The sequence below is a fragment of the Novosphingobium sp. CECT 9465 genome, assembly GCF_920987055.1.
Classification (GTDB): domain Bacteria; phylum Pseudomonadota; class Alphaproteobacteria; order Sphingomonadales; family Sphingomonadaceae; genus Novosphingobium.
Window position 1 is genome coordinate 683,518 of the sequence record NZ_CAKLBX010000001.1, and the last position, 23,503, is coordinate 707,020.

Annotated in this window: 22 protein-coding genes; 12 read left to right on the top strand and 10 right to left on the bottom strand. The window is 63.7% G+C overall.

All coding sequences use genetic code 11. From position 1 onward, the window contains the following. The first annotated feature begins 70 nt into the window (after positions 1–70). Positions 71–2,359, top strand: a complete 2,289-nt coding sequence (parC, locus tag LUA85_RS03330) for a DNA topoisomerase IV subunit A (protein ID WP_231466916.1) — start codon at positions 71–73, stop codon at positions 2,357–2,359. Between the two features lie 68 nt (positions 2,360–2,427). Here parC and LUA85_RS03335 read toward each other — a convergent pair whose 3' ends face one another. Both LUA85_RS03335 and LUA85_RS03340 read right to left on the bottom strand, forming a co-directional pair. Next, the gene (locus tag LUA85_RS03335) at positions 2,428–2,694 is read right to left on the bottom strand and encodes a hypothetical protein (protein WP_231466917.1); all 267 of its coding nucleotides are present in this window, start codon (positions 2,692–2,694) and stop codon (positions 2,428–2,430) included. A gap of 484 nt (positions 2,695–3,178) precedes the next feature. Beyond that, the gene (locus LUA85_RS03340; RefSeq protein ID WP_231466918.1) at positions 3,179–5,212 is read right to left on the bottom strand and encodes a protein-disulfide reductase DsbD; all 2,034 of its coding nucleotides are present in this window, start codon (positions 5,210–5,212) and stop codon (positions 3,179–3,181) included. Positions 5,213–5,398: 186 nt separating this feature from the next. On the opposite strand from LUA85_RS03340, the gene LUA85_RS03345 reads away from it, so the two are divergent. Next, a complete protein-coding gene (locus tag LUA85_RS03345; RefSeq protein ID WP_371823706.1) occupies positions 5,399–7,006 on the top strand; it encodes an alkaline phosphatase family protein in 1,608 nt (535 codons plus the stop codon). Beyond that, positions 7,003–8,235 (top strand): FAD-dependent monooxygenase, encoded by a 1,233-nt coding sequence (locus LUA85_RS03350; protein WP_231466919.1) that lies wholly within the window; start codon positions 7,003–7,005, stop codon positions 8,233–8,235. The genes LUA85_RS03345 and LUA85_RS03350 overlap by 4 nt, the downstream gene beginning before the upstream one ends. Here LUA85_RS03350 and LUA85_RS03355 read toward each other — a convergent pair. After that, positions 8,232–8,998, bottom strand: a protein-coding gene (locus tag LUA85_RS03355; protein ID WP_231466484.1) for an IS5 family transposase whose coding sequence is annotated in 2 segments (ribosomal slippage) — positions 8,232–8,686 and positions 8,686–8,998 — 768 coding nt in all. Because the reading frame shifts where the segments join, the coding sequence is not laid out codon by codon here. The two genes, LUA85_RS03350 and LUA85_RS03355, sit on opposite strands and share 4 nt — an antisense overlap. A gap of 55 nt (positions 8,999–9,053) precedes the next feature. Here LUA85_RS03355 and LUA85_RS03360 point away from each other — a divergent pair. Then, on the top strand, positions 9,054–9,221 hold the full coding sequence (locus LUA85_RS03360) for a hypothetical protein (RefSeq protein ID WP_231466483.1): 168 nt from the start codon (positions 9,054–9,056) through the stop codon (positions 9,219–9,221). Positions 9,222–9,244: 23 nt separating this feature from the next. Here LUA85_RS03360 and LUA85_RS03365 read toward each other — a convergent pair whose 3' ends face one another. From LUA85_RS03365 to hemC, 3 genes are all read right to left on the bottom strand, one after another. Further along, entirely contained in the window at positions 9,245–10,084 is an 840-nt protein-coding gene (locus LUA85_RS03365) for an MICOS complex subunit MIC60 (RefSeq protein WP_231466920.1), read from the bottom strand. Between the two features lie 89 nt (positions 10,085–10,173). Then, on the bottom strand, positions 10,174–10,854 hold the full coding sequence (locus tag LUA85_RS03370; protein WP_231466921.1) for a uroporphyrinogen-III synthase: 681 nt from the start codon (positions 10,852–10,854) through the stop codon (positions 10,174–10,176). Further along, positions 10,851–11,789: a hydroxymethylbilane synthase gene (gene hemC / locus LUA85_RS03375; protein ID WP_231466922.1), complete on the bottom strand. Its 939-nt coding sequence runs from the start codon at positions 11,787–11,789 to the stop codon at positions 10,851–10,853. The genes LUA85_RS03370 and hemC overlap by 4 nt, the downstream gene beginning before the upstream one ends. A gap of 45 nt (positions 11,790–11,834) precedes the next feature. Between hemC and tsaD the strand changes: the two genes are divergently transcribed. From tsaD to LUA85_RS03395, 4 genes are read left to right on the top strand one after another with little or no spacing between them, the layout of a single operon-like run. Further along, complete coding sequence (gene tsaD / locus LUA85_RS03380) at positions 11,835–12,887, top strand: tRNA (adenosine(37)-N6)-threonylcarbamoyltransferase complex transferase subunit TsaD (protein ID WP_231466923.1); 1,053 nt, start codon at positions 11,835–11,837, stop codon at positions 12,885–12,887. Next, positions 12,884–13,879, top strand: coding sequence for an NAD(P)H-dependent glycerol-3-phosphate dehydrogenase (locus LUA85_RS03385; protein WP_231466924.1), 996 nt, complete (start codon positions 12,884–12,886; stop codon positions 13,877–13,879). Before tsaD ends, LUA85_RS03385 begins: the two co-directional genes overlap by 4 nt. Beyond that, positions 13,872–15,368: a lipopolysaccharide biosynthesis protein gene (locus tag LUA85_RS03390; RefSeq protein WP_231466925.1), complete on the top strand. Its 1,497-nt coding sequence runs from the start codon at positions 13,872–13,874 to the stop codon at positions 15,366–15,368. Before LUA85_RS03385 ends, LUA85_RS03390 begins: the two co-directional genes overlap by 8 nt. A 19-nt stretch (positions 15,369–15,387) precedes the next feature. Next, complete coding sequence (locus tag LUA85_RS03395; protein WP_231466926.1) at positions 15,388–15,933, top strand: hypothetical protein; 546 nt, start codon at positions 15,388–15,390, stop codon at positions 15,931–15,933. On the opposite strand, the gene LUA85_RS03400 is transcribed toward LUA85_RS03395, so the two are convergent. From LUA85_RS03400 to uvrB, 4 genes are all read right to left on the bottom strand, one after another. Next, the gene (locus tag LUA85_RS03400) at positions 15,930–16,496 is read right to left on the bottom strand and encodes a hypothetical protein (protein ID WP_231466927.1); all 567 of its coding nucleotides are present in this window, start codon (positions 16,494–16,496) and stop codon (positions 15,930–15,932) included. The two genes, LUA85_RS03395 and LUA85_RS03400, sit on opposite strands and share 4 nt — an antisense overlap. Positions 16,497–16,505: 9 nt before the next feature. Continuing rightward, positions 16,506–16,802 (bottom strand): addiction module antidote protein, encoded by a 297-nt coding sequence (locus tag LUA85_RS03405; protein WP_231466928.1) that lies wholly within the window; start codon positions 16,800–16,802, stop codon positions 16,506–16,508. Continuing rightward, a complete protein-coding gene (locus LUA85_RS03410) occupies positions 16,771–17,079 on the bottom strand; it encodes a type II toxin-antitoxin system RelE/ParE family toxin (protein ID WP_231471754.1) in 309 nt (102 codons plus the stop codon). Before LUA85_RS03410 ends, LUA85_RS03405 begins: the two co-directional genes overlap by 32 nt. Before the next feature lie 162 nt (positions 17,080–17,241). Then, on the bottom strand, positions 17,242–19,428 hold the full coding sequence (gene uvrB, locus LUA85_RS03415) for an excinuclease ABC subunit UvrB (RefSeq protein WP_231466929.1): 2,187 nt from the start codon (positions 19,426–19,428) through the stop codon (positions 17,242–17,244). Between the two features lie 127 nt (positions 19,429–19,555). Here uvrB and LUA85_RS03420 point away from each other — a divergent pair, with 127 nt between their 5' ends. The 4 genes from LUA85_RS03420 to LUA85_RS03435 all read left to right on the top strand — a co-directional run bounded on the left by LUA85_RS03420 (position 19,556) and on the right by LUA85_RS03435 (position 23,500). After that, entirely contained in the window at positions 19,556–20,104 is a 549-nt protein-coding gene (locus LUA85_RS03420) for a DUF3617 domain-containing protein (protein ID WP_231466930.1), read from the top strand. Between the two features lie 80 nt (positions 20,105–20,184). Further along, positions 20,185–20,985 (top strand): esterase/lipase family protein, encoded by an 801-nt coding sequence (locus tag LUA85_RS03425; RefSeq protein ID WP_371823640.1) that lies wholly within the window; start codon positions 20,185–20,187, stop codon positions 20,983–20,985. A 134-nt stretch (positions 20,986–21,119) separates the two neighbouring features. Further along, positions 21,120–22,553 carry a circularly permuted type 2 ATP-grasp protein gene (locus LUA85_RS03430; protein WP_231466931.1) on the top strand — a complete coding sequence of 478 codons (1,434 nt, stop codon included), beginning with the start codon at positions 21,120–21,122 and terminating at the stop codon, positions 22,551–22,553. Continuing rightward, positions 22,553–23,500 (top strand): alpha-E domain-containing protein, encoded by a 948-nt coding sequence (locus LUA85_RS03435; protein ID WP_231466932.1) that lies wholly within the window; start codon positions 22,553–22,555, stop codon positions 23,498–23,500. The genes LUA85_RS03430 and LUA85_RS03435 overlap by 1 nt, the downstream gene beginning before the upstream one ends. Positions 23,501–23,503: the final 3 nt, after the last annotated feature.

Consider the following 23,503-nt stretch of genomic DNA (forward strand, 5'->3'; position numbering starts at 1 on the left):
TAGGGTTGTTCCCCGGCTTTTGTTCAGCGGCCTTTCGTAAAAGCTATCCGATTGCTAAACCAGCGGTGCCATGGCGATCACCACAGACAACGAACCCGATCCGTTTGACGCAATCGTCGACGCGCCTTTCGATTCCGCGCTGTCGGAGCGCTATCTCGTCTATGCGATGTCGACGATCACGGCCCGCTCGCTGCCCGATCTGCGCGATGGGCTGAAGCCGGTGCACCGCCGCCTGTTGTGGGCGATGCGGCAACTGAAGCTGGATGCGACCGGCGCATTCAAGAAATCGGCGCGCGTGGTGGGCGACGTGATCGGCAAGTATCACCCGCACGGCGATGCCTCGGTCTATGACGCGATGGTCCGGCTGGCGCAGGATTTCGCGCTGCGTTATCCGCTGGTCGAGGGGCAGGGCAACTTCGGCAATATCGATGGCGATAATGCCGCCGCCTATCGCTATACCGAAGCGCGCCTGACGCGGACCGCGATGCGGCTGATGGCCGGGCTGGAAGACGGCACGGTCGATTTCCAGCCGACCTACAATGGCGAAGAGGAAGAGCCGGAAATCTTTCCGGGGCTGTTCCCAAATCTGCTCGCCAATGGCTCCAGCGGCATCGCCGTGGGCATGGCCACGAACATTCCGAGCCACAACGTGGCCGAGATCGTGGACGCCACGTTGCTGCTGATCGACAATCCGGCGGTCGAGCACGAACAGTTGATGCAGGTGTTTCACGGGCCTGATTTCGCGACCGGCGGCGTGGTGGTGGATAACCCTGCGGCGATTTCGGCCGCCTATGCCAGCGGACGCGGGGCGATCCGGGTGCGGGCGCGCTTTTCCACCGGGCGCGATGAGGCGGGCAAATGGGAAGAGACGGGGATCGAGCGGCTGGGCAGCGGCCAGTGGCAACTGGTCATCTCGGAAATCCCCTATCAGGTGCAGAAAGGCAAGCTGATAGAGCAGATCGCGCAGCTCATTGCCGACAAGAAGCTGCCGATCCTTGAAGACGTGCGCGATGAATCCGACGAACAGATCCGGCTGGTGCTGGTGCCCAAGAGCCGCAATGTAGACCCGGATCTGCTCAAGGAATCGCTCTACCGGCTGACTGATCTTGAAAATCGCTTCGGGCTGAACCTCAATGTGCTGGATGCACGGCGCACGCCGGGCGTTCTGGGGCTGAAGCTGCTGCTCCAGGAATGGGTGATCAGCCAGATCGACATTCTGCTGCGCCGTTCGCGGCACCGGCTGGAGAAAATCGCCGCGCGCCTGGAACTGGTCGGCGGCTATATCATCGCCTACCTCAACCTTGACCGGATCATCGAGATCATCCGCACCGAGGATGAGCCTAAGCCGGTGATGATGGCCGAATTCGATCTGACCGACCGTCAGGCCGAGGCGATTCTCAACATGCGGCTGCGCAGTTTGCGCAAGCTGGAGGAAATGGAGCTGCGCAAGGAGCAGGCCGATCTGATTGCCGAACAGGAAGAGCTGCAAAAGCTGCTCGACAGCCCGGCCAAGCAGCGCACCCGCCTCAAGCGTGACCTCAATGCATTGCGCAAGGAATATGCCGAGACCACGCTGCTGGGCCGCCGTCGCACGACGATTGCAGAGGCCGCGCGGACCCGCGAATTCAACATGGACGCCATGATCGAGAAGGAGCCGCTAACGGTGATCCTTTCGGCCAAGGGATGGATCAGGGCGGCCAAGGGGCATTTGCCATTGGACGGCGATTTCAAGTTCAAGGAAGGCGATGGCCCCGCCCATGCCTTCCACTGCCAGACCACCGACAAACTGCTGGTGGCGGTGGACAACGGGCGGTTCTACACGCTTGGCGCCGATAAACTCCCCGGCGCGCGCGGCTTTGGCGAACCCATCAGGACGATGGTAGACATCGATTCCGAGGCGCAGATCGTCAGCGTGGTGGTCTACAAGCCCAAGGGGCAACTGCTGCTGGCGGCCAATACCGGGCGTGGCTTTGCGGCAGAGATGGACGAACTGCTCGCCGAAACGCGCAAAGGGCGCGGCGTGGTTTCAACCAAGCCTGGCGTGAAGCTGGTGGTAGTGCGCGAAATCGCTGCGGAACACGATCACGTCGCGGTGATCGGCGACAACCGCAAGCTGGTAATCTTCGGCCTGTCCGAAGTGCCAATCCTCGCCAAAGGGCAAGGGGTGACGCTGCAACGCTACAAGGACGGCGGCATGGCCGATGTGATCACGCTGAAGCTGGAAGATGGCCTTTCGTGGACAATGGGCGGCGAATCCGGGCGCACGCGGACCGAGAAGGACTTGCTGCCGTGGAAGGTCGCGCGCGGGGCGGCTGGGCGGTTGCCGCCGAACGGGTTCCCGCGGGATAACAAGTTTTGACGGTGGCGGTTCTTCGAAAACCTGACGTTCCGGATACGACGCCAAAGGCGACGTCCGTCTCTCGTGCACTATCGCTTGGTTTCAACAACAGTTTGGTCTGGGTCGTAAGACTCAGAAGGCTGGCCGTCGAAAAGCACGTCGCCGCGCATCCACCATTTCCCCGCACCTTCAGCGCACATGCCGTAGGTGCAATCGAGGTTGTTCGACACCATGTGGCGCAATCGCTCGACTGCCGCACAATCCACGTTCGGGCCGAACCTGATGTGTGTAACCGGTAGAGGGTTCAGGCTGCTGGTATGCTGAACGTCGATTGGGGGATCGGCCTGCCATTCCACTCGATGCGGTCCGCCTGCGGGACGTCAATTACGTTCAACACCAAAAGGGTGCTTCGGCCTTGCCGCGGTGTGATCCAGCCGTCGGGAGGAGCAGCACACCCTTCAGCATAGGTCCTCGCATTGCCGCAGCCTGCGAGCAGAAAAGCCAGACTTGCGAACATGGCTGCGATCTTCATTGGTTCAGCTTAGATTACAGGCTTCCAGAAACAACTCGAATGTCGCAAATCCACCCAATTTCCGTCATTCGACACCTAAGGCTCCAACCTCAAAACCTGCCGTCACCCTGAGCTTGTCTCAGGGTCTATCTCTCCCCACGCACTGCCGTTTGAGGTTGCACGTTGGATGCTGAAACGAGTTCAGCATGACGTTTGGTGGGAAGTGATCGAGAGCCTATTCAACTGTGCCCCCTCCTAGCGCCGTTCGTGTCGAGCGAAGTCGAGACACTGCGCACTGTGTCTCGACTTCGCTCGACACGAACGGGGCTTCAGGAGTTTGGCAATCCTGCCAGCATGTCGGGCGTCAGCACTTGCGGCAATTGGCGGGCGTCACCGCCTGCTGGATACCACAGGTAAAGCGGCACCCCCGCAGCACCTTGGGCGGTGAGGAATTTGGTGATGGCGGGATCGCGGCGGGTCCAATCGCCCACCAGCACGACGACGCCTGCTTTTTCAAATGCGGCGCGGGTGCTTTCGCGCTCGATCGAGGTGCTTTCGTTCACTTTGCACGAGAGGCACCAGTCGGCGGTGAAATAGGCGAAGACGGGTTTACCGGACTTGCGCGCCTCGGCCAATGCGGCTTCGCTGAACGGCTTGGCGGCGAGGAGGCCGCTGCTTTCCGCAACGCTGGCGGTGGCGAGGCGCGGCGCTCCGACGAAGGCGATTGCGGCAAGCACAAGCGTTGCGGGCGCGACCCAGCGGGCGACGGCGTGGCCTTGGCGTTGGCCTCTTCCGGCGAAGGCCAGCACGACAATGAACGCAGCGGAGAGCGCCACGGCGGCGGCGGCGAATGTCTCACCGCCCAGGCGCCACGCCAGCCAGCCCAGCGCCAGAACGGTCAGCGCCATCGGCACGGCCATGATCCGGCGGAAGCGGTCCATCCACGCGCCGGGCTTGGGCAACAGACGGCGCAGCGCGGGGATAAAGCCGAGCAGCAGGAACGGCAGCGCCAGGCCAAGGCCCAGCGCCGCAAACACGCCGAGCGCCGCCCACCATGGCAGCACCAGCGCCGCGCCCATCGCGGCGGCCATGAACGGGCCGGTGCAGGGCGTGGCGACGAAGGCGGCGAGCAACCCGGTGCCGAATGCACCCGATGATCCCGCGCCCCGCTCTATCGACAGGCCGGGAAGTTCGAACAGTCCGGCGAAGTTTGCGGTGATCGCCACGGCCAGCAGCAGCAGCACCGCGACCACGCCGGGCTCCTGCAACTGGAATGCCCAGCCTACTTGTTCGCCGCCCGCGCGCAGGGCCAGCATCACCCCGCCCAAGGCAAGGCAGGCGAGGACCACGCCGCCGGTATAGGCCAGCCCTTCGGCCTTGGCGTTGTGCGAATTGCCGCGCGCCAGCGCCAGCGCCTTGAGGCTGAGGATGGGAAACACGCAGGGCATGATGTTCAGCACCAGCCCGCCCAGAAATGCGCCAATCAGCGCGAGGGCAAGCGCAGAGGCGGTGAATGCCGCCCCGCCCACTTCATCGCCGCCTTCGGGCACGGCACCGGGCACGGTGGCAAAGGCGATGCCGCCCGCGTCCCTGCCCATGGCCAGAACGCCTTCGACTTTTGCGGGTGAAGCGGGAGATTTGCCCAGCGGGACTTCGACGACCAACGTATCGCCATTGCGAAAGAATCGCTGCGGTGCGGCGTAATCAGCCAATCGCTCGGTCGAGAGAAACAGGTGCGGCGCGTCGAGCGGGGCGCTGGCAGGAAAGGGGAGCGCGAGGCGCAAGACCTTGGGACCAAAGGCGAAAGTGCCGTTGCGGTCCAGCGGCGCGGGCATGGCGGCCCGCCAGCCTTCGAAACGCGCGTCCTTTGCCCCGCTGCCGATGGTGACCGCCCCGCTAAGCTCCGCGCGTTCTGGTACGCAGATCGCTTCGGTGCAGACCAGCCACTGCGCTTTGACGCGGATGGGCAGAAGGGTGCCGGGGCGGGCATCGGCGGGAACTGTCAAGGGCACGAGCACGGCATAATCGTGTTCGTACACATGATTCATCAGGCCCTGGATCAGCAGGGTCTGGGGGACCGGGAACTGCATGGGTCCGGCGCTGGCCCCATCCGGCAGCGACCAGTCGAGCGTCAGCCCATAGCCCGCATCGCCGGGATTGGACCAATAGCCGTGCCACCCCGTTTCTGGTTGCATCAGCAGCGCGAGCGTGACCGTGCCGCCCGGCTCGACCGGACCTTCGGCCAGCAGCGAGGCGCGCATGTGATTGGGCGCCGCGGATAAAGGCGCGGTGCCGAGGCTGAGCGATAGCCACAACAGCGTCACAAACATCGCTATGGTGCGCAGTGTCGGCAGGTTCGGCATCGTGATCCAAAACGGCCCTTGAACCGGAACGCCGCCGGGGCCATGCGTAGCGCTCTTCGGGCGTCCTACGATTGGCCTTCTCCCGTGTCCAGTGCGTGTGCCCCAAGGAGTATGTCCTGCGTGATTAGATTTGCCCGCAAAGCCGCCGTCCTGTTTGCCGCCGCCGCGCTGCCGATCGTGCCTGCCATGGCGCAGGAGGCTGTGCCCGCCGTTTCGCAGAAGCTGCCCGCCAATGCGCCGCGACTCGTCGTGGCCATCGCGATCGACCAGTTCTCGTCCGATCTCTTTGCCCAGTATCGCCAGCGCTTTACCGGCGGCCTTGCACGGTTGACGACAGGCGCGGTGTTCCCGGCAGGATATCAGAGCCATGCCGCGACCGAGACCTGCCCAGGTCACTCGACGATCCTGACCGGCAACCGACCCGCACACACCGGGATCATCGCCAATTCGTGGATCGACCAGTCGGTCACCGTCGGGCCAAAGGTGGTCTATTGCGCCGAGGACGTTTCGAAGCGGAAGGCCGGATCGAAGGACTACGTGGCCTCGGTCGATCATCTGCTGGTGCCGACGCTGGGCGAATGGCTGAAGCAGGCCAATCCGGCAGCGCGCAACATTGCCGTTTCCGGCAAGGATCGCGGCGCGCTGATGATGGGCGGGCACGAAATCGATCAGGTGTACTGGTGGAAGGGCAAGGGCTTTGCCACGCTGGAAGAGCGAGACCTGGGGGCCACTGCCATCGCGCAGAACGGCGAGATCGCAGCGACGCTCGCCAAGGGCGCGCCCGCGTTTGCACTGCCTGCGTGGTGCGCGCGCAATGATCGGGCGGTTACGGCGGGCGAGGCAACGGTTGGAACCGGACGCTTTGCGCTGAAGGCTGGCAACGCCGATGGTTTCCGCGCGTCGCCCCGGCTGGATCGGGCCACGCTCGATCTGGCGATAAAACTGTTGGACGAGGAGAAGCTGGGCAAGGATGCCGTGCCCGATGTGCTTTCGGTCAGCCTTTCGGCAACCGACTATGTCGGGCACAGTACCGGCACCGAGGGCGCCGAAATGTGCATCCAGTTGACGCAGCTCGATATGGCGCTCGGTGATTTCTTCGCCAGCCTGGACAAGCGCGGCATCGATTATGCGGTGGTGCTGACCGCCGACCATGGCGGGTTCGACCTGCCCGAACGCCTGCATGAACAGGCGCTGGAAACATCGTCGCGGGTAGGTGCCGATGTTTCGCCGGAGGCGCTTTCGGCGGCACTGGGCAAGGCCTACGCCGTGGCCGCCAAGGGACTGGTCCTGTCTGACGGCGCATCGGGCGATTACTGGCTGCGCAAGGACATCGCGCCGGGCCTAAAGGGCAAGATGGTGGATGATGCCAAGGCCATCCTGATGGCCAATGCGCAAGTCGAGGCCGTGCTGTCCGCCGCCGAAATCGCGGCCACTCCGATGCCGGGCGGATCGCCGGAAACCTGGACTTTGGCCGAACGGGCGCGCGCTTCGTACAATCCGCTGCATTCGGGCGATTTCGTGGTGTTCCTCAAACGCGGTGTCGTGCCGATCCCGGTCCCGCGCGCGGGCTATGTGGCAACCCATGGCAGCCCGTGGGATTATGATCGCCGGGTGCCGATCCTGTTCTGGCGCAAGGGCATGACCGGGTTCGAACAGCCGAGCGGCGTGGAAACGGTGGACATCGCGCCCAGCCTTGCCGCACTCGTCGGGCTGAAAGTGCCCGAAGGATCGTTTGACGGGCGCTGCCTCGATCTCGATGGTGGGCCGGGCAATACTTGTGGAGCCGCGAAATGAATGAACTGCATGCCGACGTCGTGATCCTTGGCGGTGGCCTCGTCGGCATGACGCTTGCCATCGGTCTGGCGAAAGCCGGAATCACCAGCCATGTCGTCGATAATTCCGACCCTGCGGCGCAGACCGCCGAAGGGTTCGACGGGCGCGCTTCGGCGATCTCGACTGCAAGCTGGAACCTCTATGCCCATCTTGGCATGGCCGAGGCGCTGACGCCGCTGGGCTGCCCGATCGCAGCGATTGCGGTGACCGACGCGATGAAGCCGGGGCGGATCGACTTCAAGCCGGGCGAGGGCGCTAAAGGCTCTGGGGACTCGCTGGGCAGGATGTATGCCAACCGCGATCTGCGCATCGCGATGTACGATGTGGCGGCGAAGGAAGAGGCGATTACCTTCCACCCCAACGCGCACGTGGCAAAGCGTGAGCGCGGGGAACATGGCGTGGCGGTGACCCTGGCCGATGGCCGCATCCTGAAAGGGCGGCTGCTGGTCGGCGCGGAGGGGCGCAAATCTCCCACGCGCGACGAGGCGGGCTTCACGCCCGCGCGCTGGGACTATGGCCATCGCGCGATCATTGCCGGACTGACGCATGAAAAGCCGCACGACAACGTGGCGTGGGAAGTGTTCTATCCGGCGGGACCGTTCGCGCTCTTGCCGCTGCTTGATGGCGCGGACGGGGTACACCGTTCGGCGCTGGTCTGGACCGTGGCCGAGAAGGACGCCGCCGCCGTGCTGGCCATGCCTGAGGCGATGTTCCTGAACGAAGTGTCGACACGGATGCACGGCATTTTCGGGGCGATCAAGCTGGCCAGCCCGCGCACATCCTACCCGCTGAACTTCCACCACACGGTGAAGATCGTGGACGAGCGGCTGGCGCTGGTCGGCGATGCCGCGCACGGAATGCACCCGATCGCAGGGCAGGGCCTGAACGTGGGCCTGCGCGATGTGGCGGCGCTGGTCGAGGTGCTGTCGGACGGTGTGCGGCTGGGGTTGGACGTGGGCGATGCACAACTGCTCGCCCGCTATGAACGCTGGCGCGCGGCCGATACGTTCATGGTGGCGACGGCCACCGATGTGCTGACGCGCCTGTTCGGCGTACCGGGCAAGTTGCCCTCCGCCATCCGCCGCTTCGGCATGGCAGGTGTGCAGCGCGTCGGGCCTTTGAAGCGCTGGTTCATGGACGAAGCGCGCGGGATGAGCGGCGACCTGCCGAAGCTGCTGCGGGCTGCCTAGGCCGTAGACTCATAAACGCGCAGCCACAGGCGCATTGAGGCGAGTTGGACCATGGCCAGAAAGTTTTCGGCCAACTTGTCGTAGCGGGTAGCTACTCTGCGGAAGTGCTTCAATTTGGAGAAATAGCGTTCGATCAGGTTCCGCTCGCGGTACAGCCATGTGCTGAAGTACGGTTTCGACTTCCGGTTTGCCTTGGGCGGAATGTTGGCAAACGATCCCTTTTCGCGGAGAGACGCTCGGATACGATCGGCGTCATACGCCTTGTCTGCCAGCACGATTGTTCCGGCGCCAACGTGATTGAGTAGATCGTCAGCCGCTTGCCCGTCGTGGCTTTGCCCGGCAGTCAGGCTGAGCCGGATCGGGAGGCCTTGCCCATCGACGACCGCGTGGATTTTGGTGGTGAGCCCGCCTCGGGAGCGACCGAGACAATGATCTCGATCCCCCTTTTTGCCGTCGCAGCCTGTTGGTGCGCCCGGATGGAAGTGCTGTCGATCATCTGGATATCGCCATCATGGGCGGCGGTGATGGCGTCCATCATTCGATCCCACACACCGGCTTTTCGCCATCGCACGAAGCGATTGTAGCAGGTTGTGCGCGGGCCATAGCGTTCCGGCAAGTCTCGCCACGGCGCCCCTGACCGCAGCACCCAGAAGATGCCATTCAGCACACGCCGGTCATCGACACGTGGCACGCCTCTAGGCTTGTTGGGCAACATTGGTTCGATCACACGCCACTCGAAATCGGTCAGGTCATATCGGCTCATCCAGTCCCTGAATCAGCTTTCGCTCAACAAGGAAAGGCGTGTTACGATGAACCCTATGAAGCCCTGGATGTCTTGGACGCTATTCTTCTTTGCCGCTGCCTTGATCGCATTCTTCAGCGGTGAGCAGTGGAACACCCGACTTATCGTGTTCCTGATTCTGACAATTCCGATTGTCATCTGGGCGGTGCGACAGATCAAGAAGGCTCAGACACCGTCGCGTTAATGGGTTCACGGCCTAATTTCTGCTCAGATTGCCGGAACGGAAGATTCCGGCGTGGGGCTAAGCTCAACCGTCGGAGCCGCACTCGGCGCGGCAACAGGCTGTGCGCCCATCAGGGCGGCGGCTTCGATCTGGTCGAGTGCGCGCTGGGACGCCATGTAATCGCGGGCGTGGGCGAGCCAGCCGGTTGCGGCTGTCTGGCCGGGCATGCGTTCGACTTCGGCGATCGCCGCTTCTACCTTGCCACCGGCGAGGAAGGCGCGGGTGCGCACGAGGCGCGCTTCGGGCGCGGGGGAGGGGGCATCGTCGTGGCGCACCACGAACAGGTCCGATACCTGCCGCGACAGCCAGTCCCATGTGCCTTCATCGGGCGCGCCACCGGCGAGTTGCGGGGCGAGAATTTCGAATTGTTCGGCCAGTAGCGCCAGCGTGACCGGGGCCGATCCGGCGGCGATCACGCGATCCACTGCCGCGCCCTGTGTGGCCCCGAACCGGACGCGCAACTGGGTTTCGATCCAGCCGAGCGGCTGACCACGCTCCACCGCGCGGCGGGCGGCAAAGGCGAGCAGGAGGGATTCGGCGCGGGTGGCGTTGCCCGATGCGGCGATGGCCTGGCTGTTCAGTTCGGCAAGGCGCTGTTCCAGCATGGCAACCTTGGTGGCGGCATCGGCGAATCGGTTCTGGGCGGCCGTATCGACGGCGGGCGGTGAAGGCATCGGCGTGGCGGTGGCGCCGGTGATCAATTGCGGCACACCATCGGCAAGTTCAACATCGATCAGCCCGTTTCGCCAGCCAAGCCATGCGGTGCCTGCCGCCCCTGCGAGCAGGCAACCTGCAATGAGCGCGGCGATGGTTCGCGTACGCATCCCGCTGCGTTGCCCGGCCCCATATTGGGCGGCACGCGGATTTTGGCCGTAATCCTGCATTCGATTTTACTTGTCCTGTCGCCCCGATGTCACACTGTCTGGCACATTCGTGTGGCCAGTTCCAGCAGGTCCGTATCGGTCCTGGTTAGCGCTGTCTCGATGCCCGCCCATCCCGGACCGGCAAGGTCGGCAATGCGCGGTGCAAGGCAGGCCAGATAGAGACGATTGCGCGCGATTCCAAGGGCTTCACATTCACCCCTGAAATGGCCCGCCGCTTCGCCGGAGTGAAGCAGGACCACACCACCCTTTTTCAGCAGCGCTGCAAAGGCAGGCGGAATGGCCCGTGCCTGCGCCGCATATACGACCACGGTGGCGATTCGCACGGCCTCCGGCGGTGCCAGCGTGACCCGGTCCCGCCCGGCAAGACGCAGGTAATTTCCTGGCGGCAGCGTCTCGACCAGAGGCTGCAAGCCGCCCTCGCCAGTGCGGGCGACGGTGAACCCGGCAGCCCGCGCGGCATCAGCCGTTGCAGCACCCACGGCCATCACAGGCACGTTTGCGAAGGCCGCCAGCTGTGGGCCGCCGTGGCGGAATGCGTTGGCGCTGCCCGCAAGGATGGCGTCGAACGGGCCTTCGGGTGCCTGCCAGGAAAGCGAGCCGACTTCGAACAGGGCAAACCCCCGCGCATCGATCCCCCGCGCGTGCGCCGCTGCCAGCGTGGCCGCGTTGCCCGGTTCTGGGCGGATGACGAAGACGGGCAGGGCGGTCATGCCACTCCGTCAAAGTGCAGGCGAATGGCATCGGGCGATTGGCGGAGCAGGCGGGCGGCAAGGCGGGCCGGGCCTTGCCCATCGTGCGGACCAAAGGTTTCACGCCCTTCGGTACGCTCCACGCCATCGGGGCTGAAGATGGCGGCGCGCAAGGTGATTGAGCCTTCGCGCACGCTGGTCAGCACCGCAATCGGGCTGTGGCAATTGCCGCCAAGCGCCAGCAGGAGTGCGCGTTCGGCACGGATCGCGGAATGACTGGTGGCATCGTCGATTGCCGAAAGCCAGCCGCGCAGATCGTCCCGCGATTCAAGGCATTCGATGCCGATGGCGCCCTGCGCCGGGGCGGGCAGCCATTCGAATTCCGACAGCGGGTGGCCAACGCCGGTTTGCCCCAGCCGTTCCAGCCCGGCAGCGGCAAGCAGCGTCACGTCGGCCTCGCCCGCCTGCAGCTTGGCAAGGCGCGTGGCAACATTGCCGCGAAAGCCGACGACTGTCAGGTCTGGCCGCGCATGGAGCATCTGCGCCGCGCGACGCGGGGCGCTGGTGCCGACGCGCGCGCCGGGCGGGATGGCCTGGATGGAGGCGGCACCCACCAGAACGTCACGCACGTCGGCGCGCGGAAGAACGGCGGCGATGGCAAATTCTTCAGGGCGGACTGTCTCTACGTCCTTCATAGAATGGACGGCAAAGTCGATCTCTCCCGACATCAGCCAGGCATCGAGTTCCTTGGTCCACAGCGCCTTGCCGCCGATTTCGGCCAGCGGACGATCCAGAATCTTGTCGCCACTGGCGGTTACGGGCACCAGGTCGACCATGGATTGCGACCAGCCATGCGCGGCGCAAAGGCGCGCGCGCGCCTCTTCGGCCTGCGCCATGGCAAGCGGGGAGCGGCGGGTGCCGAGCTTGAGCGGCTGTTGTGGAGTGGCAGGTGTCATGCGGCGCTTGCCGTAAACGGGATTATCTCTAGAGGAAAGCGCCTGATGGCCCTGATCCTTGGCATAGAATCCAGTTGCGATGAAACCGCAGCGGCGGTGATCGATAGCAATGGCGCGACGCTGGCGACGCGTATCGTGGCGCAACGCATCGCTTCGCAGGACGATGCGCACCGGCCTTATGGCGGCGTGGTGCCTGAAATTGCAGCGCGCGCGCATGTAGAGGTGCTGGCGCCGATGATCGAATCGGTGCTTGCCGATGCCCGGCTGACGCTGGACGATATGGACGCCGTTGCGGCCACGGCGGGACCGGGGCTGATCGGCGGGGTCATGGTCGGGCTGGTCACGGGCAAGGCGCTGGCAATGGCGGCAGACAAGCCGCTGATCGCGGTCAATCACCTTGAAGGGCATGCGCTTTCGCCAAGGCTGGCCGATCCGGGGTTGCACTATCCCTATCTTCTCCTGCTGGTTTCGGGCGGGCATTGCCAGATTCTGGAAGTCGCAGGGGTCGGCCAGTATCGCCGTCTTGCCACGACCATCGACGATGCGTTGGGCGAGGCGTTCGACAAGACGGCGAAGATTCTCGGTCTCGGCTATCCGGGCGGGCCTGCGGTTGAGCGCATGGCGCGCGAGGGAGATCCGCGCGCGGTGCGCCTGCCGCGCCCGCTGGTGGGAAGCGGCGAAGTACACTTCTCGTTCGCTGGGCTGAAAAGCGCGGTGATGCGGGCGAAGGACGCTGGAATTCACGCGGACGCGGACATTGCGGCCTCGTTCCAGCAGGCGGCGATCGATTGCGTGGTGGACCGGACCCGGATTGCCCTGGGCGCGGCTACACCGGGAATGACCGCGCTGGTCGTGGCGGGTGGGGTTGCCGCCAATGCCGCGCTTCGCGGCAGCCTTGAGGCTCTTGCGGGCGCACACGGGCTGCCGCTGATCGCACCGCCGCCGAAACTGTGCACAGACAATGCCGCAATGATCGGCTGGGCTGGCGCAGAACGGTTCGCTCTGGGATATGTCGATGCGCTCGACGTGGCGGCGCGTCCGCGCTGGCCACTGGACGATAATGCCGCGCCGGTGCGTGGGGCAGGGGTGAAGGCATGAGCGTGGAAGTGGGTGTCGTAGGGGCCGGAGCCTGGGGCACGGCACTGGCGCAGATGCTGTCGAGCGACGGGCGCGACGTGCTGCTGTGGGCGCGCGAGCCGGAACTGGTCGCTGAAATCAACGATGATCGGCGCAACGGGCTGTTCCTGCCGTCGGCGCAATTGAATGCTTCCATCCGGGCTACGGAAAATCTGGCGGACATGGCCGATGTTCCGGTGCTGCTGCTGGTGACGCCTGCACAACATCTGGCGCGGGTGCTGGGCGGGATCGGGCGCAGCGGCGGTGACGTCGTGCTGTGTTCGAAAGGTATAGAAGCGGGGACTGGCCGGTTGATGGCCGATGTGGCGCGTGATGCCGCGCCTGACGCCAGCCTTGCGGTGCTGTCCGGCCCGACATTCGCACATGAAGTGGCGGCAGGCCTGCCGACAGCGGTGACGCTGGCCTGCGAAGGCGGTGAAGCGCAATGGGCGCGGCTGGCTTCTGCGATCGCGCGGCCTGCGTTCAGACCCTATTATTCCGATGATGTTACCGGTGCCGAAATCGGCGGTGCGGTGAAAAACGTGCTCGCGATTGCCTGTGGCGTGGTGGATGGGTTGCAGCTTGGCCAGAATGCGCGGGCTGCACTGATCAGTCGCGGTTTTGCCGAAATGCAGCGCTTCGGCCTTGCATTGGGAGCAAGGCCCGAAACGCTTTCCGGCCTTTCGGGATTGGGAGACCTTGTGCTGACCTGTTCGTCCACATCCAGCCGCAATTTCTCGCTCGGCAAGGCGCTGGGCGAAGGGGCGAATGCTGCCGAAGTGCTGGGCGCGCAGGCGACCGTAGCGGAAGGGGCCTTTACCGCGCCGGTGCTCGCCGAACTTGCGAATCAGCGTGGCATATCGATGCCGATTGTCGAGGCGGTGATCAGCCTGTTGAAGGGCACCGCCCCTGCGCGCGATGTGGTGGCAGGATTGCTTTCGCGCCCGCTGAAGGCGGAAAACACGCTTGTCTGATACCGCCAAGCCTTTGGATCATCAGGCAGGCCAGCAGGATATCGCTGCGCTCGCCAAGGGCGGGCGGACGAACCTGTTCGGTTTCCTGCTGCGCCTTCTGGCGCGCATCCCGTTCCTGATCATCGCCAGCCGCCTCTACGGTGCGCCTGCCATGGGACGCTTCGCCTCGGCGCTTGTCATGGTCGAGTTTGCGGGCATGCTGGCGACACTTGGGCAAAAGCGCGGGCTTGCGCAGCGTCTCGCGGAAGGTGACGAACACCCGGCAAACACCGTGGGCGATGCGATCCTGCTGGCGATGGGGCTATCGCTGGGCATGGGCGCGCTGATCTTTGCCTTCCCCGAATCGATGTATCCCGGCGGCAATTTCACGCTGGCGGACCGCCTGCTGATGCTGGCAATCCCCGGTCTTGCACTGGGCGATCTTGCGTTGGCGGCGCTGGCCTATCGGTTTGACGTGGCGACGACCGTGCGCGCGCGCGCTGTGGTGGAGCCGTGGACGATCTCGATCGCCGCGGGAGTGTTCTTTTTCGTCTCGCCTGCATCGGGTCTCAGCCTTGCCTATCTCCTGTCGATCTGGGCAGCGACGGCAGTGGCGCTGTTTTCATTGGTGCGGTCCTATGGCCTGCCAAAGGCTTGGAAGCCCAAGCCCGGCCTGCTGTGGCAGATTGCCAAGCGCAACATTCCGCTGGCAGGCGCCGACGCGGTGGAGTGGGGTACGCGCAAGCTGGACGTGTTCATCCTGCGCTTCTTCGTGGGCGAAGCGCCGCTGGGCATCTACTATTTCGCGCAACAGTTCGCGTCCTTGCCGCAAAAGCTGAAGACAAGTTTCGAGCCGGTGCTGGGACCCGTGATTACCCGCAGCGTGAAGGACAAGGACTACGCCGGGATTGCCAAGCAGGTGTGCCAGGTGGGCTTCTGGATCACCGCCGCGCAGATCGGCATCGCGATGGCACTGGGGATTCCGGGCGAAGGGCTGATGGGCCTTGGCGGGCCTGACTTCGTGGCGGGCACGGCGGCGCTGGTATTCCTCCTGCTGGCCGAAGTGGTCGCGTCCAAGGCGGTCGTCAGTGAAGCTGCGCTGGTCTACCTCGCCCGCATGCGCAACTTGTGGATCAGCCTTGCCACGATCGCGTTCCAGCTGGTGCTGACCATCGGGCTGATCATCGTGGCGCGCAATGCGGGTTGGGGACCGATGTATGTCGCCGCCGCTGCCGCACTGGCGCTGGCGCTTTCGCTGGGGCTGGCCTCGATGGTCAAGTCGCGCGTACTGGCGCGCATTCTGGGGCAGAGCATCAGCAACTGGCGCTGGGGTCTGGCATGGGCGGTCGTCCCCGCCGCTGCCGTTGGCGTCGCCTTCACCTGGCTGCCTGAATGGGCCGAGATGGCGGTGGGAATCCCTGCCATTCTGGCAATCTACTGCTATATGTTGTGGGTCCGTTCGTTCGGACCGGAAGACCGGGTGCTGTTCCGCAAGCAGCAACCGGCATGAAGCGCATGAGGGGTTTGCCATGCTCGAATTGATCGAGACCAACCAGATCGTCCTGGCAGGGATCGTCCTGCTGATCGCCTTCGTGGCGTGGTGGCTGTGGGGGCGGAGCAAGCCGACGCCGACCCGGCGCGAATATACCGATGTCCTTTCGGAAGGCGCGGCTCCGGCAGAGCGCAACAATGCCTTGATTTCGGCCCCAAGCGCCGCCGCGCTGGTCACCCCGCCGCCGGGCGTGGGCACGATGGCGGGCATTGGCGAGATCGTGGCGCATGCGGCGGCTGAGGAGGTGGCGGAGGCGGTTCCGGTTCCGGTTCCGGTTGTCGCAAGCGGTGATGACCTTGGCCGGATCAAGGGCATCGGGCCGAAGCTGAAAGCGCTGCTGACCTCGCTGGGTGTTACCACCTACGCACAGATCGCAAGCTGGACGGATGAGGATATCGCCCGGATCGACGCGCAGCTTGGATCGTTCGCCGGGCGTGCAAGGCGCGATAACTGGGTGGAACAGGCCAGGCTTCTCGCCAGCGGCGATGCGGCGGCTTACGAAGCGAAATTCGGAAAGATCTAATCGACGGTCAGCGCCGGGGCGACGGGTTCGGGCGCTGCGGTCGGTGCCGTGCGGCGGCACTGCGCGATGACATCGCGTGACGCACCGCCGCCCGAAACCTTGATCATGCCCGCGCCGGGAAGGGTGCCGGTATAGGCCCCGCCAAGCACTTTGGCGCGCGCATCGTCTGCCGCCAGCGTACCTTGCCACAGATAGCCGCGCTGGCCGGGAATGGCGGTGGCATCCACCGGCAGGCGCAGGATGCCTTCACTGCCCACCAGCGCGAACAGCGCCTGCGCGCCCACCGGGGCAAAGGCATGGCGGGTGACGATGAGCATGCCCGACCGGCAGGCAACCGAGACCAGCGGCTGTTCACCCGGATGCCCGAACCGCGCGGACATGCCATCGGGCGATGCGGCCCATGCGGGCGGCGCAGTTTCATCCTTGATACCCGGCAGGGTTTCCCCCTCCGGCATTGCCATCCGCACCGCATTCTCCGGCGCCCCTTCGCGCACCGGCGGCGCAGGCGATTTGGAACAGGCGGCGAGGGTTAGAGCGAGTGCGGCGGCGATGGGAAACTTCATGAGACGAGATCAGGCGGCGCGCTTCTGGACCGTCAATTCTAGACCGAGGACCGCAAGCACAGCGACGAGCGTTTCGAGAGTGGGATTTCCATCTTCTGAAAGCGCCTTGTAAAGCGCCTGACGTCCAAGCCCGGCCTTGCGCGCAATATCGCTCATGCCCTTGGAACGAGCGATATTGCCGAGCGCCCCGGCGATATGCTTGGGGTCGTTCCCTTCCATCGCTGCCTCAAGATAGAAGAGGATGTCCTCTTCGGTCTCAAGGTAGTTGGCGGGATCAAATGGGCTTAGCTCCATTGGTGCGCTCAATCTCTTCCTTCAGCCGCTTTGCATGTGCAATGTCGGCATCTTGCGTACGCTTGTCGCCTCCGCAAAGGAGAATGACAAGCTCTTTGCCCCGCTGGAAGAAATACACCCGGTAGCCCGGTCCATAGTCGACGCGAAGTTCGTGAACGCCGCCTTTGACAGACTTGTGGTCACCGAAATTCCCGTCGGCCAAGCGTTCAAGGCGAACCACGATCCTTGCTCGTGCCCGCCGGTCCCGCAAGGAGCCGAGCCAATCCGAGAAGTCGGGCGTTTCCGACAGCTGGAAGGTTTGTCCTTTATAGGGGACATTTGGCCCAGAGTCAAGATCGTCACTCAAGTGTAGCTCCATCACTGCGGACATCGAGTTAGGGTCACTACACGAGCAGACTAGCGGTCGTTACCGCCGTCATAGCATCTCACCCGGTACCTTCGGTATTTTTTCCTACTTCCCCCACTTCTTCTGGCTCTTCCCATACCGCGTCTTGCGCGTCCCCGGTTTGCCCTCGTTGCTCCGGCCGGCAATCGGCGCCTTGTGTTCGCCTGCTGGCAGTCCAAGTTCCGTTGCTTCCAGCCGTCGGATTTCGTCGCGCAGCCTTCCGGCCTCTTCGAACTCCAGATCCGCCGCTGCCGCGCGCATGCGCTTTTCCAAGTCTTCGATATACCCACGCAAGTTGTGGCCGACGAGGTTGTTGATCCCGTCATCCTCGATATCCACCAGCACACCGTCGCGGCTGGCGGTGTCCGCCACGATGTTGTGAATGTCGCGCTTGATGGATTGCGGGGTGATGCCGTGTTCAAGGTTGTAGGCCTCCTGCTTCGCGCGGCGGCGGTCGGTTTCGGCGATGGCGCGTTCCATGGAGCCGGTCATGCGGTCGGCATAGAGGATCACGCGACCGTCCACATTGCGCGCGGCGCGGCCGATGGTCTGGATCAATGACGTTTCGCTGCGCAGGAAGCCTTCCTTGTCCGCATCCAGAATGCAGACGAGGCCGCATTCGGGAATGTCCAACCCCTCGCGCAGCAGGTTGATGCCGACCAGCACGTCATAGACGCCCAGCCGCAAGTCGCGGATCAGTTCGATGCGTTCCAGCGTTTCGACGTCCGAGTGCATGTAGCGCACGCGCAGGCCGGCTTCGTGCATGAACTCGGTCAGGTCTTCGGCCATGCGCTTGGTCAGCGTGGTGACGAGTGTGCGGTAACCGTTGGCGGCAACCTTCTTGCATTCTGTAATGCAGTCCTGCACCTGATCTTCGACCGGGCGGATTTCCACTGGCGGGTCGATCAGCCCCGTGGGGCGGATGACCTGGTCGGCAAAGACGCCGCCTGCCTGCTCCATTTCCCAAGCGGCGGGCGTGGCCGATACCGCGACGGTTTGCGGGCGCATCACGTCCCATTCGTTGAAGCGCAACGGGCGGTTGTCGATGCAGCTGGGCAGGCGGAAGCCGTATTCGGCCAGGGTCAGCTTGCGGCGGTGGTCCCCGCGCGCCATCGCGCCGATCTGCGGTACGGTCTGGTGGCTTTCATCGAGGAACAGCAGGCAATTGTCGGGTAGATATTCGAACAGCGTTGGCGGCGGTTCGCCGGGCAGGCGGCCGGTCAGAAAGCGGCTGTAATTCTCGATCCCCGCGCAACTGCCGGTGGCAGCGATCATCTCCAGGTCGAAATTGGTGCGCTGTTCCAGCCGTTGCGCCTCCAGCAGCTTGCCCTCGGCCTCCAGTTCCTTGAGCCGCTCGGTCAATTCGAAGCGGATCGCGCTGGCCGCCTGCTGCATCGTCGGGCCGGGGGTGACGTAGTGCGAATTGGCGTAGACGCGCACGTTGTCCAGCTTCGCGCCGGTCTTGCCGGTCAGCGGGTCGAATTCCGCGATGGATTCCACTTCGTCGCCGAAGAAGCTGATGCGCCATGCGGTGTCGTCATAGTGCGAGGGGAAGATTTCGAGATTGTCCCCGCGCACACGGAAATTGCCGCGCCCGAAGCCCAGGTCGTTGCGCTTGTATTGCAGCGCCACCAGCTTGCGAATGATCTCGCCGCTGTCCACGCTCTGCCCGGCTTTCAGATCGAAGATCATCGCCGAATAGGTTTCGACCGAGCCGATGCCGTAGATGCACGAAACCGAGGCGACGATGATCACGTCATCGCGTTCGAGCAAGGAGCGCGTGGCCGAATGGCGCATCCGGTCAATCGCCTCGTTGGTCGAGCTTTCCTTCTCGATATACGTGTCAGACCGGGGGACGTAGGCTTCGGGCTGGTAGTAATCGTAGTACGAGACGAAATATTCCACTGCGTTTTCGGGGAAGAAGCTCTTCATCTCGCCATACAATTGCGCGGCGAGGATCTTGTTGGGGGCAAGGATCAGCGCAGGTCGTTGCAATTCCTCGATCACCTTGGCCATGGTGAAGGTCTTGCCTGAACCGGTGACGCCAAGCAGGACCTGGGTCATGTCGCCCTCACGCGCTGCTGCCACCAGATCGGCAATCGCGGTGGGCTGATCGCCTGCGGGCTGGTATTCCGAGACGACCTTGAACGGCTTGCCACCCTCGATCTTGTCGGGGCGGGCGGGACGGTGGGGCACGAAGGTGCCGGACGTGTCAGGCTCTTCCAGCCCTCTGCGGATAACGAGTTCGGCCATGCGCGGAGATATGGGGAACAAACCGCGTCCGCGCAACAGGGTGAGAGGGGCAATCACAGTGACCGGAAGCACTGGCGCTTTGTCAGGGCGCTGTTAGCCTGCGCTGGATCGTATTGAGGAGAGAACCATGCGTGCCGCCTGTGCCCTGATCCTTGCTGTCGCTCTGGCTGGCTGCGGGGATGACAAGACTGTTGAGAAAAAGGACGCCTCTACCGCCGAAGTGGCGAAGTCCGTTGCCGATTCGGGCATGAAGCTGAAGCCGGGACGCTGGGATCTGACGATGAAGTTTGCCAGGTTCGAAGTGGAAGGCATGCCGCCTGAGGCAAAGCAGGCGATGCAGCAGATGCTGGGGCAGGGCCGCACTTATTCCAGTTGCCTGACGCAGGAAGAGGCGGACAAGCCCGACGGTTCGTTCTTCGGGCAGGAGGCTGAGAATTGCCGCTATGACACCTTCACCATGGGCGGCGGCAAGATCGATGCGGCAATGACCTGCAAGGGGCAGGGGGCTGAAGGCGCGACCGAGGCGAAGATGAAACTGGTCGGCACCTACAGTCCCGATAGTTATGACATGACCATGGACATGAACGGCGCCGCCCCCAACGGCAAGACGATGACCATGCAGATGACGCTCGTTTCCAAGCATGTCGGCGCATGTGTGGGCAACGAAGATCGGTGAGGCCGGGATTCTTGACGCAAATATGAAACATTTCGCCATTGCTGGCGTTCATCGGACGTTAGGCCGATAGGGCGCAGGCAATGGCGATGATGACCGGACAACAGCAACCCACGGTGAGCAACGGGCAGGTTCTTGCCCGGCTTTCCATGCTGCGCGATGAAATCGTGCGGCGGCGGGCGCTGGCGTTCGAGCCGCGCCCATCTGGTGCGCGCGGGCCTGCGTGGGAGCGCTTGCTGGGTGAATTGCGCACACCGATCGAGCATTGGCAGGCGGCGCATCGTCCTCGCGTGGTGGAGCCGCTCCACGGTCCGTCACGCCCGGTGATGCTTTTGCCCGGCTTCGGAACCCACCCTGCCCGGATGAAGCCACTCGCCCGCGCATTGCAGGACGCCGGACACCGTGTCAGCGACTGGGGTCTTGGCTTCAACTTCGGGCCGAGCGAGGAACGCTTCGACCGCCTGTGTGAACGTGTCGTCACGATGGCGCGCAAGGAAGGCGAACCGCTGGTGCTGGTCGGCTGGAGCCTTGGCGGCATCTTCGCGCGTGAAGTGGCGCGGGCACATCCCGAATCCGTACGGTTGGTCATCACCATGGGTTCGCCGTTTTCGGGTGATCGCCGCGCGAACAATGCGTGGCGGGCCTATCAACTGATTGCCGGACATTCCGTGGATTCCCCCCCGATCGGGCGCGACATGGCAGTCAAGCCACCCGTGCCGACGGTGGCATTGTGGAGCCCGCGCGATGGAATCATCTCGCCGCGGTCTGCCTGCGGGCGCAAGGGGGAGCGCGATCTGGCGGTACCCATGCGGTGTACGCATCTGGGGTTCGCCGCGCATCCTGATGTGGCGGCGATGGTCAACCGGCTGATCGACGCCTGGTGATTGCAGCGCCCGTGAAGTGATCAATTCGATCGGGCGTTTCAATCTGGCACCAACTTTATTTCGCAAGTGCAGCATTCGCATGCTTGGCAAACCCGATTCGTTGTGCAAGCTTGGGCTTCAGACGGGATGTGCCTATGAAAAAAACCTTGCCCGCGTCATATGACGAGATGCTCGATACCGATGGTTCGGTGCGATCTGCATATGCCGGTTACTGCCAATGGCATGATGAACAACCGACCGACTTGTTGCGGCGCAAGGGCAGTGAGGCTGAGGCCTTCTTCCGCCGAACCGGGATCACCTTCAACGTCTATGGCAACGAAGACGCCGAAGAACGGCTGATCCCTTTCGACATGGTGCCGCGGATCATCACCGCACAGCAATGGCGCAAGCTGTCGCGCGGGATCGAACAGCGGGTGCGCGCGCTGAACGCGTTCCTTCACGACCTTTACCACCGTCAGGAAATTGTCCGCGCAGGCCGGTTGCCAGAGCGGCTGCTGAAAAGCAACGTGGCGTTCCTGCCTGAAATGGTCGGCTTCACGCCCCCCGGCGGGGTTTATACCCACATCGTCGGGATCGACCTTGTCCGCACGGGCGAGGATGACTTCATGGTTCTTGAAGACAATGCCCGCACCCCCTCCGGCGTGTCCTACATGCTGGAGAACCGTGAAACGATGATGGCGATGTTCCCGGAACTGTTCACCCGCGTTCGGGTGCGCGAAGTTTCGGACTATCCGCGCCGTCTCGCCCGCAGCCTTGCTTCTTGCGCCCCGCCTGCGTGCGATCGCAAGAAGCCGGTCGTCGCGGTGCTGACGCCGGGCATCTATAACTCGGCCTATTTCGAACATGCCTTCCTGGCGGACCAGATGGGCGCGGAACTGGTCGAAGGCAGTGATTTGCGGGTGGAAAACGGCCGCATCGCCATGCGTACTACGCGCGGCTATGAACCGATCGATGTGCTTTACCGGCGCGTTGACGACGAATACCTCGATCCCCTGACGTTCAACCCCAGCAGCGTACTGGGTGTTTCGGGCATCATGGACGTTTATCGCGCGGGCGGTATCACCATTGCCAACGCACCGGGCACGGGCATCGCCGACGACAAGGCGATCTATTCGTTCATGCCGGAAATCGTCGAGTTCTATACTGGCGAGAAGCCGATCCTGCAGAACGTTCCGACATGGCGCTGTTCGGAACCGGAAGCGCTGAAATATGTGCTCGACAACCTGGCTGAACTCGTCGTCAAGGAAGTCCATGGATCCGGCGGGTATGGCATGCTGATCGGCCCTACCTCATCCCGGCGTGAACTGGCCGCGTTCGAAGCGAAGCTGAGGGCAAGGCCCGAAAATTACATCGCACAGCCGACGCTGTCGCTTTCGACCGTGCCGATCCTGACAAAAGCGGGGCTGGCGCCGCGCCATGTCGATCTGCGGCCGTTCGTGCTGGTAAGCCCGAACGGCATCGACATCACGCCCGGCGGGCTGACGCGCGTCGCGCTCAAGAAGGGGTCGCTGGTGGTGAATTCGTCGCAAGGCGGTGGCACCAAGGACAGCTGGGTACTGGACGACTGATGCTAGGCAGATCCGCAAACGGCATATTCTGGCTGTTCCGCTACCTTGAACGGGCGGAGAACATCTCACGCCTGATCGAGGCTGGCTTCCGCATGGCGCTGACCCGCTCTGCATCCGACGCAACCGACGAGTGGCGCTCGCTGATCGTGACGCTGGGCCTGCGACAGGCATTCGAGGCGCGGCACGGGACCGAATATACCGGTCCCCACGTGTTCAATTTCATCCTGCGCGACAAGGAAAATCCCGGCAGCATCCTTGCGATTACCGAAGAGGCGCGGACCAATGCCCGCATGGTGCGTGGCGGGATCACGCGCGAGGTGTGGGAATCGGTCAACGACGGCTGGATGCAGCTTAAGGAAGCGCTGGCCCGCCCGGTCACTGAAACGCGGCTGGGTGCGGTGCTTGATCTGGTCCGCCGCCAGTCGACACAAGTGCGCGGGGCGATGGAAGGCACCATGCTGCGCAACGAGATATACAACTTTGCGCGCATGGGAAGTTTCATCGAGCGGGCGGACAACACCGCGCGCATCCTTGACGTGAAATATTACGTGCTGCTGCCTTCGGTATCCTATGTCGGATCAAGCCTCGACAATGTGCAGTGGGAAAACGTGCTGCGTTCTGTTGCCGGGGAACGCGCCTATCGCTGGCTCAATGCCGGCCGCATGGACCCGCGCGGCATCGCCGAGTTCCTCATTCTTGATGGCCGGTTCCCGCGCAGTCTTGCGTTCTGCTATTCGAAGCTGCGCTCGAATCTTGCCGGGCTGGCGCGCGAGTACGGCAACGAGATGCATAGCCACGAAATCCTGCGCGATGCCGATTGCCAGTTCCACCAGGCCACGATCGAACGCATTTTCGAACAGGGCCTGCATGAATTCATCGGCAAGTTCATCCGGTCCAACACCGCTCTCGCGCTGCAGATTCAGCGCGATTACCGATTTACCGAGTAAGAA

Coding starts and splice junctions, on each gene's coding strand:
- LUA85_RS03425 (WP_371823640.1), top strand. CDS start 20,185: ATGGCGATGATGACCGGACAACAGCAACCCACGGTGAGCAACGGGCAG.
- hemC (WP_231466922.1), bottom strand. CDS start 11,789: ATGACACCTGCCACTCCACAACAGCCGCTCAAGCTCGGCACCCGCCGC.
- uvrB (WP_231466929.1), bottom strand. CDS start 19,428: ATGGCCGAACTCGTTATCCGCAGAGGGCTGGAAGAGCCTGACACGTCC.
- LUA85_RS03340 (WP_231466918.1), bottom strand. CDS start 5,212: ATGCCGAACCTGCCGACACTGCGCACCATAGCGATGTTTGTGACGCTG.
- LUA85_RS03345 (WP_371823706.1), top strand. CDS start 5,399: ATGGCGCAGGAGGCTGTGCCCGCCGTTTCGCAGAAGCTGCCCGCCAAT.
- LUA85_RS03370 (WP_231466921.1), bottom strand. CDS start 10,854: ATGACCGCCCTGCCCGTCTTCGTCATCCGCCCAGAACCGGGCAACGCG.
- LUA85_RS03400 (WP_231466927.1), bottom strand. CDS start 16,496: ATGAAGTTTCCCATCGCCGCCGCACTCGCTCTAACCCTCGCCGCCTGT.
- LUA85_RS03365 (WP_231466920.1), bottom strand. CDS start 10,084: ATGCGTACGCGAACCATCGCCGCGCTCATTGCAGGTTGCCTGCTCGCA.
- LUA85_RS03360 (WP_231466483.1), top strand. CDS start 9,054: ATGAAGCCCTGGATGTCTTGGACGCTATTCTTCTTTGCCGCTGCCTTG.
- LUA85_RS03395 (WP_231466926.1), top strand. CDS start 15,388: ATGCTCGAATTGATCGAGACCAACCAGATCGTCCTGGCAGGGATCGTC.
- LUA85_RS03385 (WP_231466924.1), top strand. CDS start 12,884: ATGAGCGTGGAAGTGGGTGTCGTAGGGGCCGGAGCCTGGGGCACGGCA.
- LUA85_RS03350 (WP_231466919.1), top strand. CDS start 7,003: ATGAATGAACTGCATGCCGACGTCGTGATCCTTGGCGGTGGCCTCGTC.
- LUA85_RS03420 (WP_231466930.1), top strand. CDS start 19,556: ATGCGTGCCGCCTGTGCCCTGATCCTTGCTGTCGCTCTGGCTGGCTGC.
- parC (WP_231466916.1), top strand. CDS start 71: ATGGCGATCACCACAGACAACGAACCCGATCCGTTTGACGCAATCGTC.
- LUA85_RS03435 (WP_231466932.1), top strand. CDS start 22,553: ATGCTAGGCAGATCCGCAAACGGCATATTCTGGCTGTTCCGCTACCTT.
- tsaD (WP_231466923.1), top strand. CDS start 11,835: ATGGCCCTGATCCTTGGCATAGAATCCAGTTGCGATGAAACCGCAGCG.
- LUA85_RS03430 (WP_231466931.1), top strand. CDS start 21,120: ATGAAAAAAACCTTGCCCGCGTCATATGACGAGATGCTCGATACCGAT.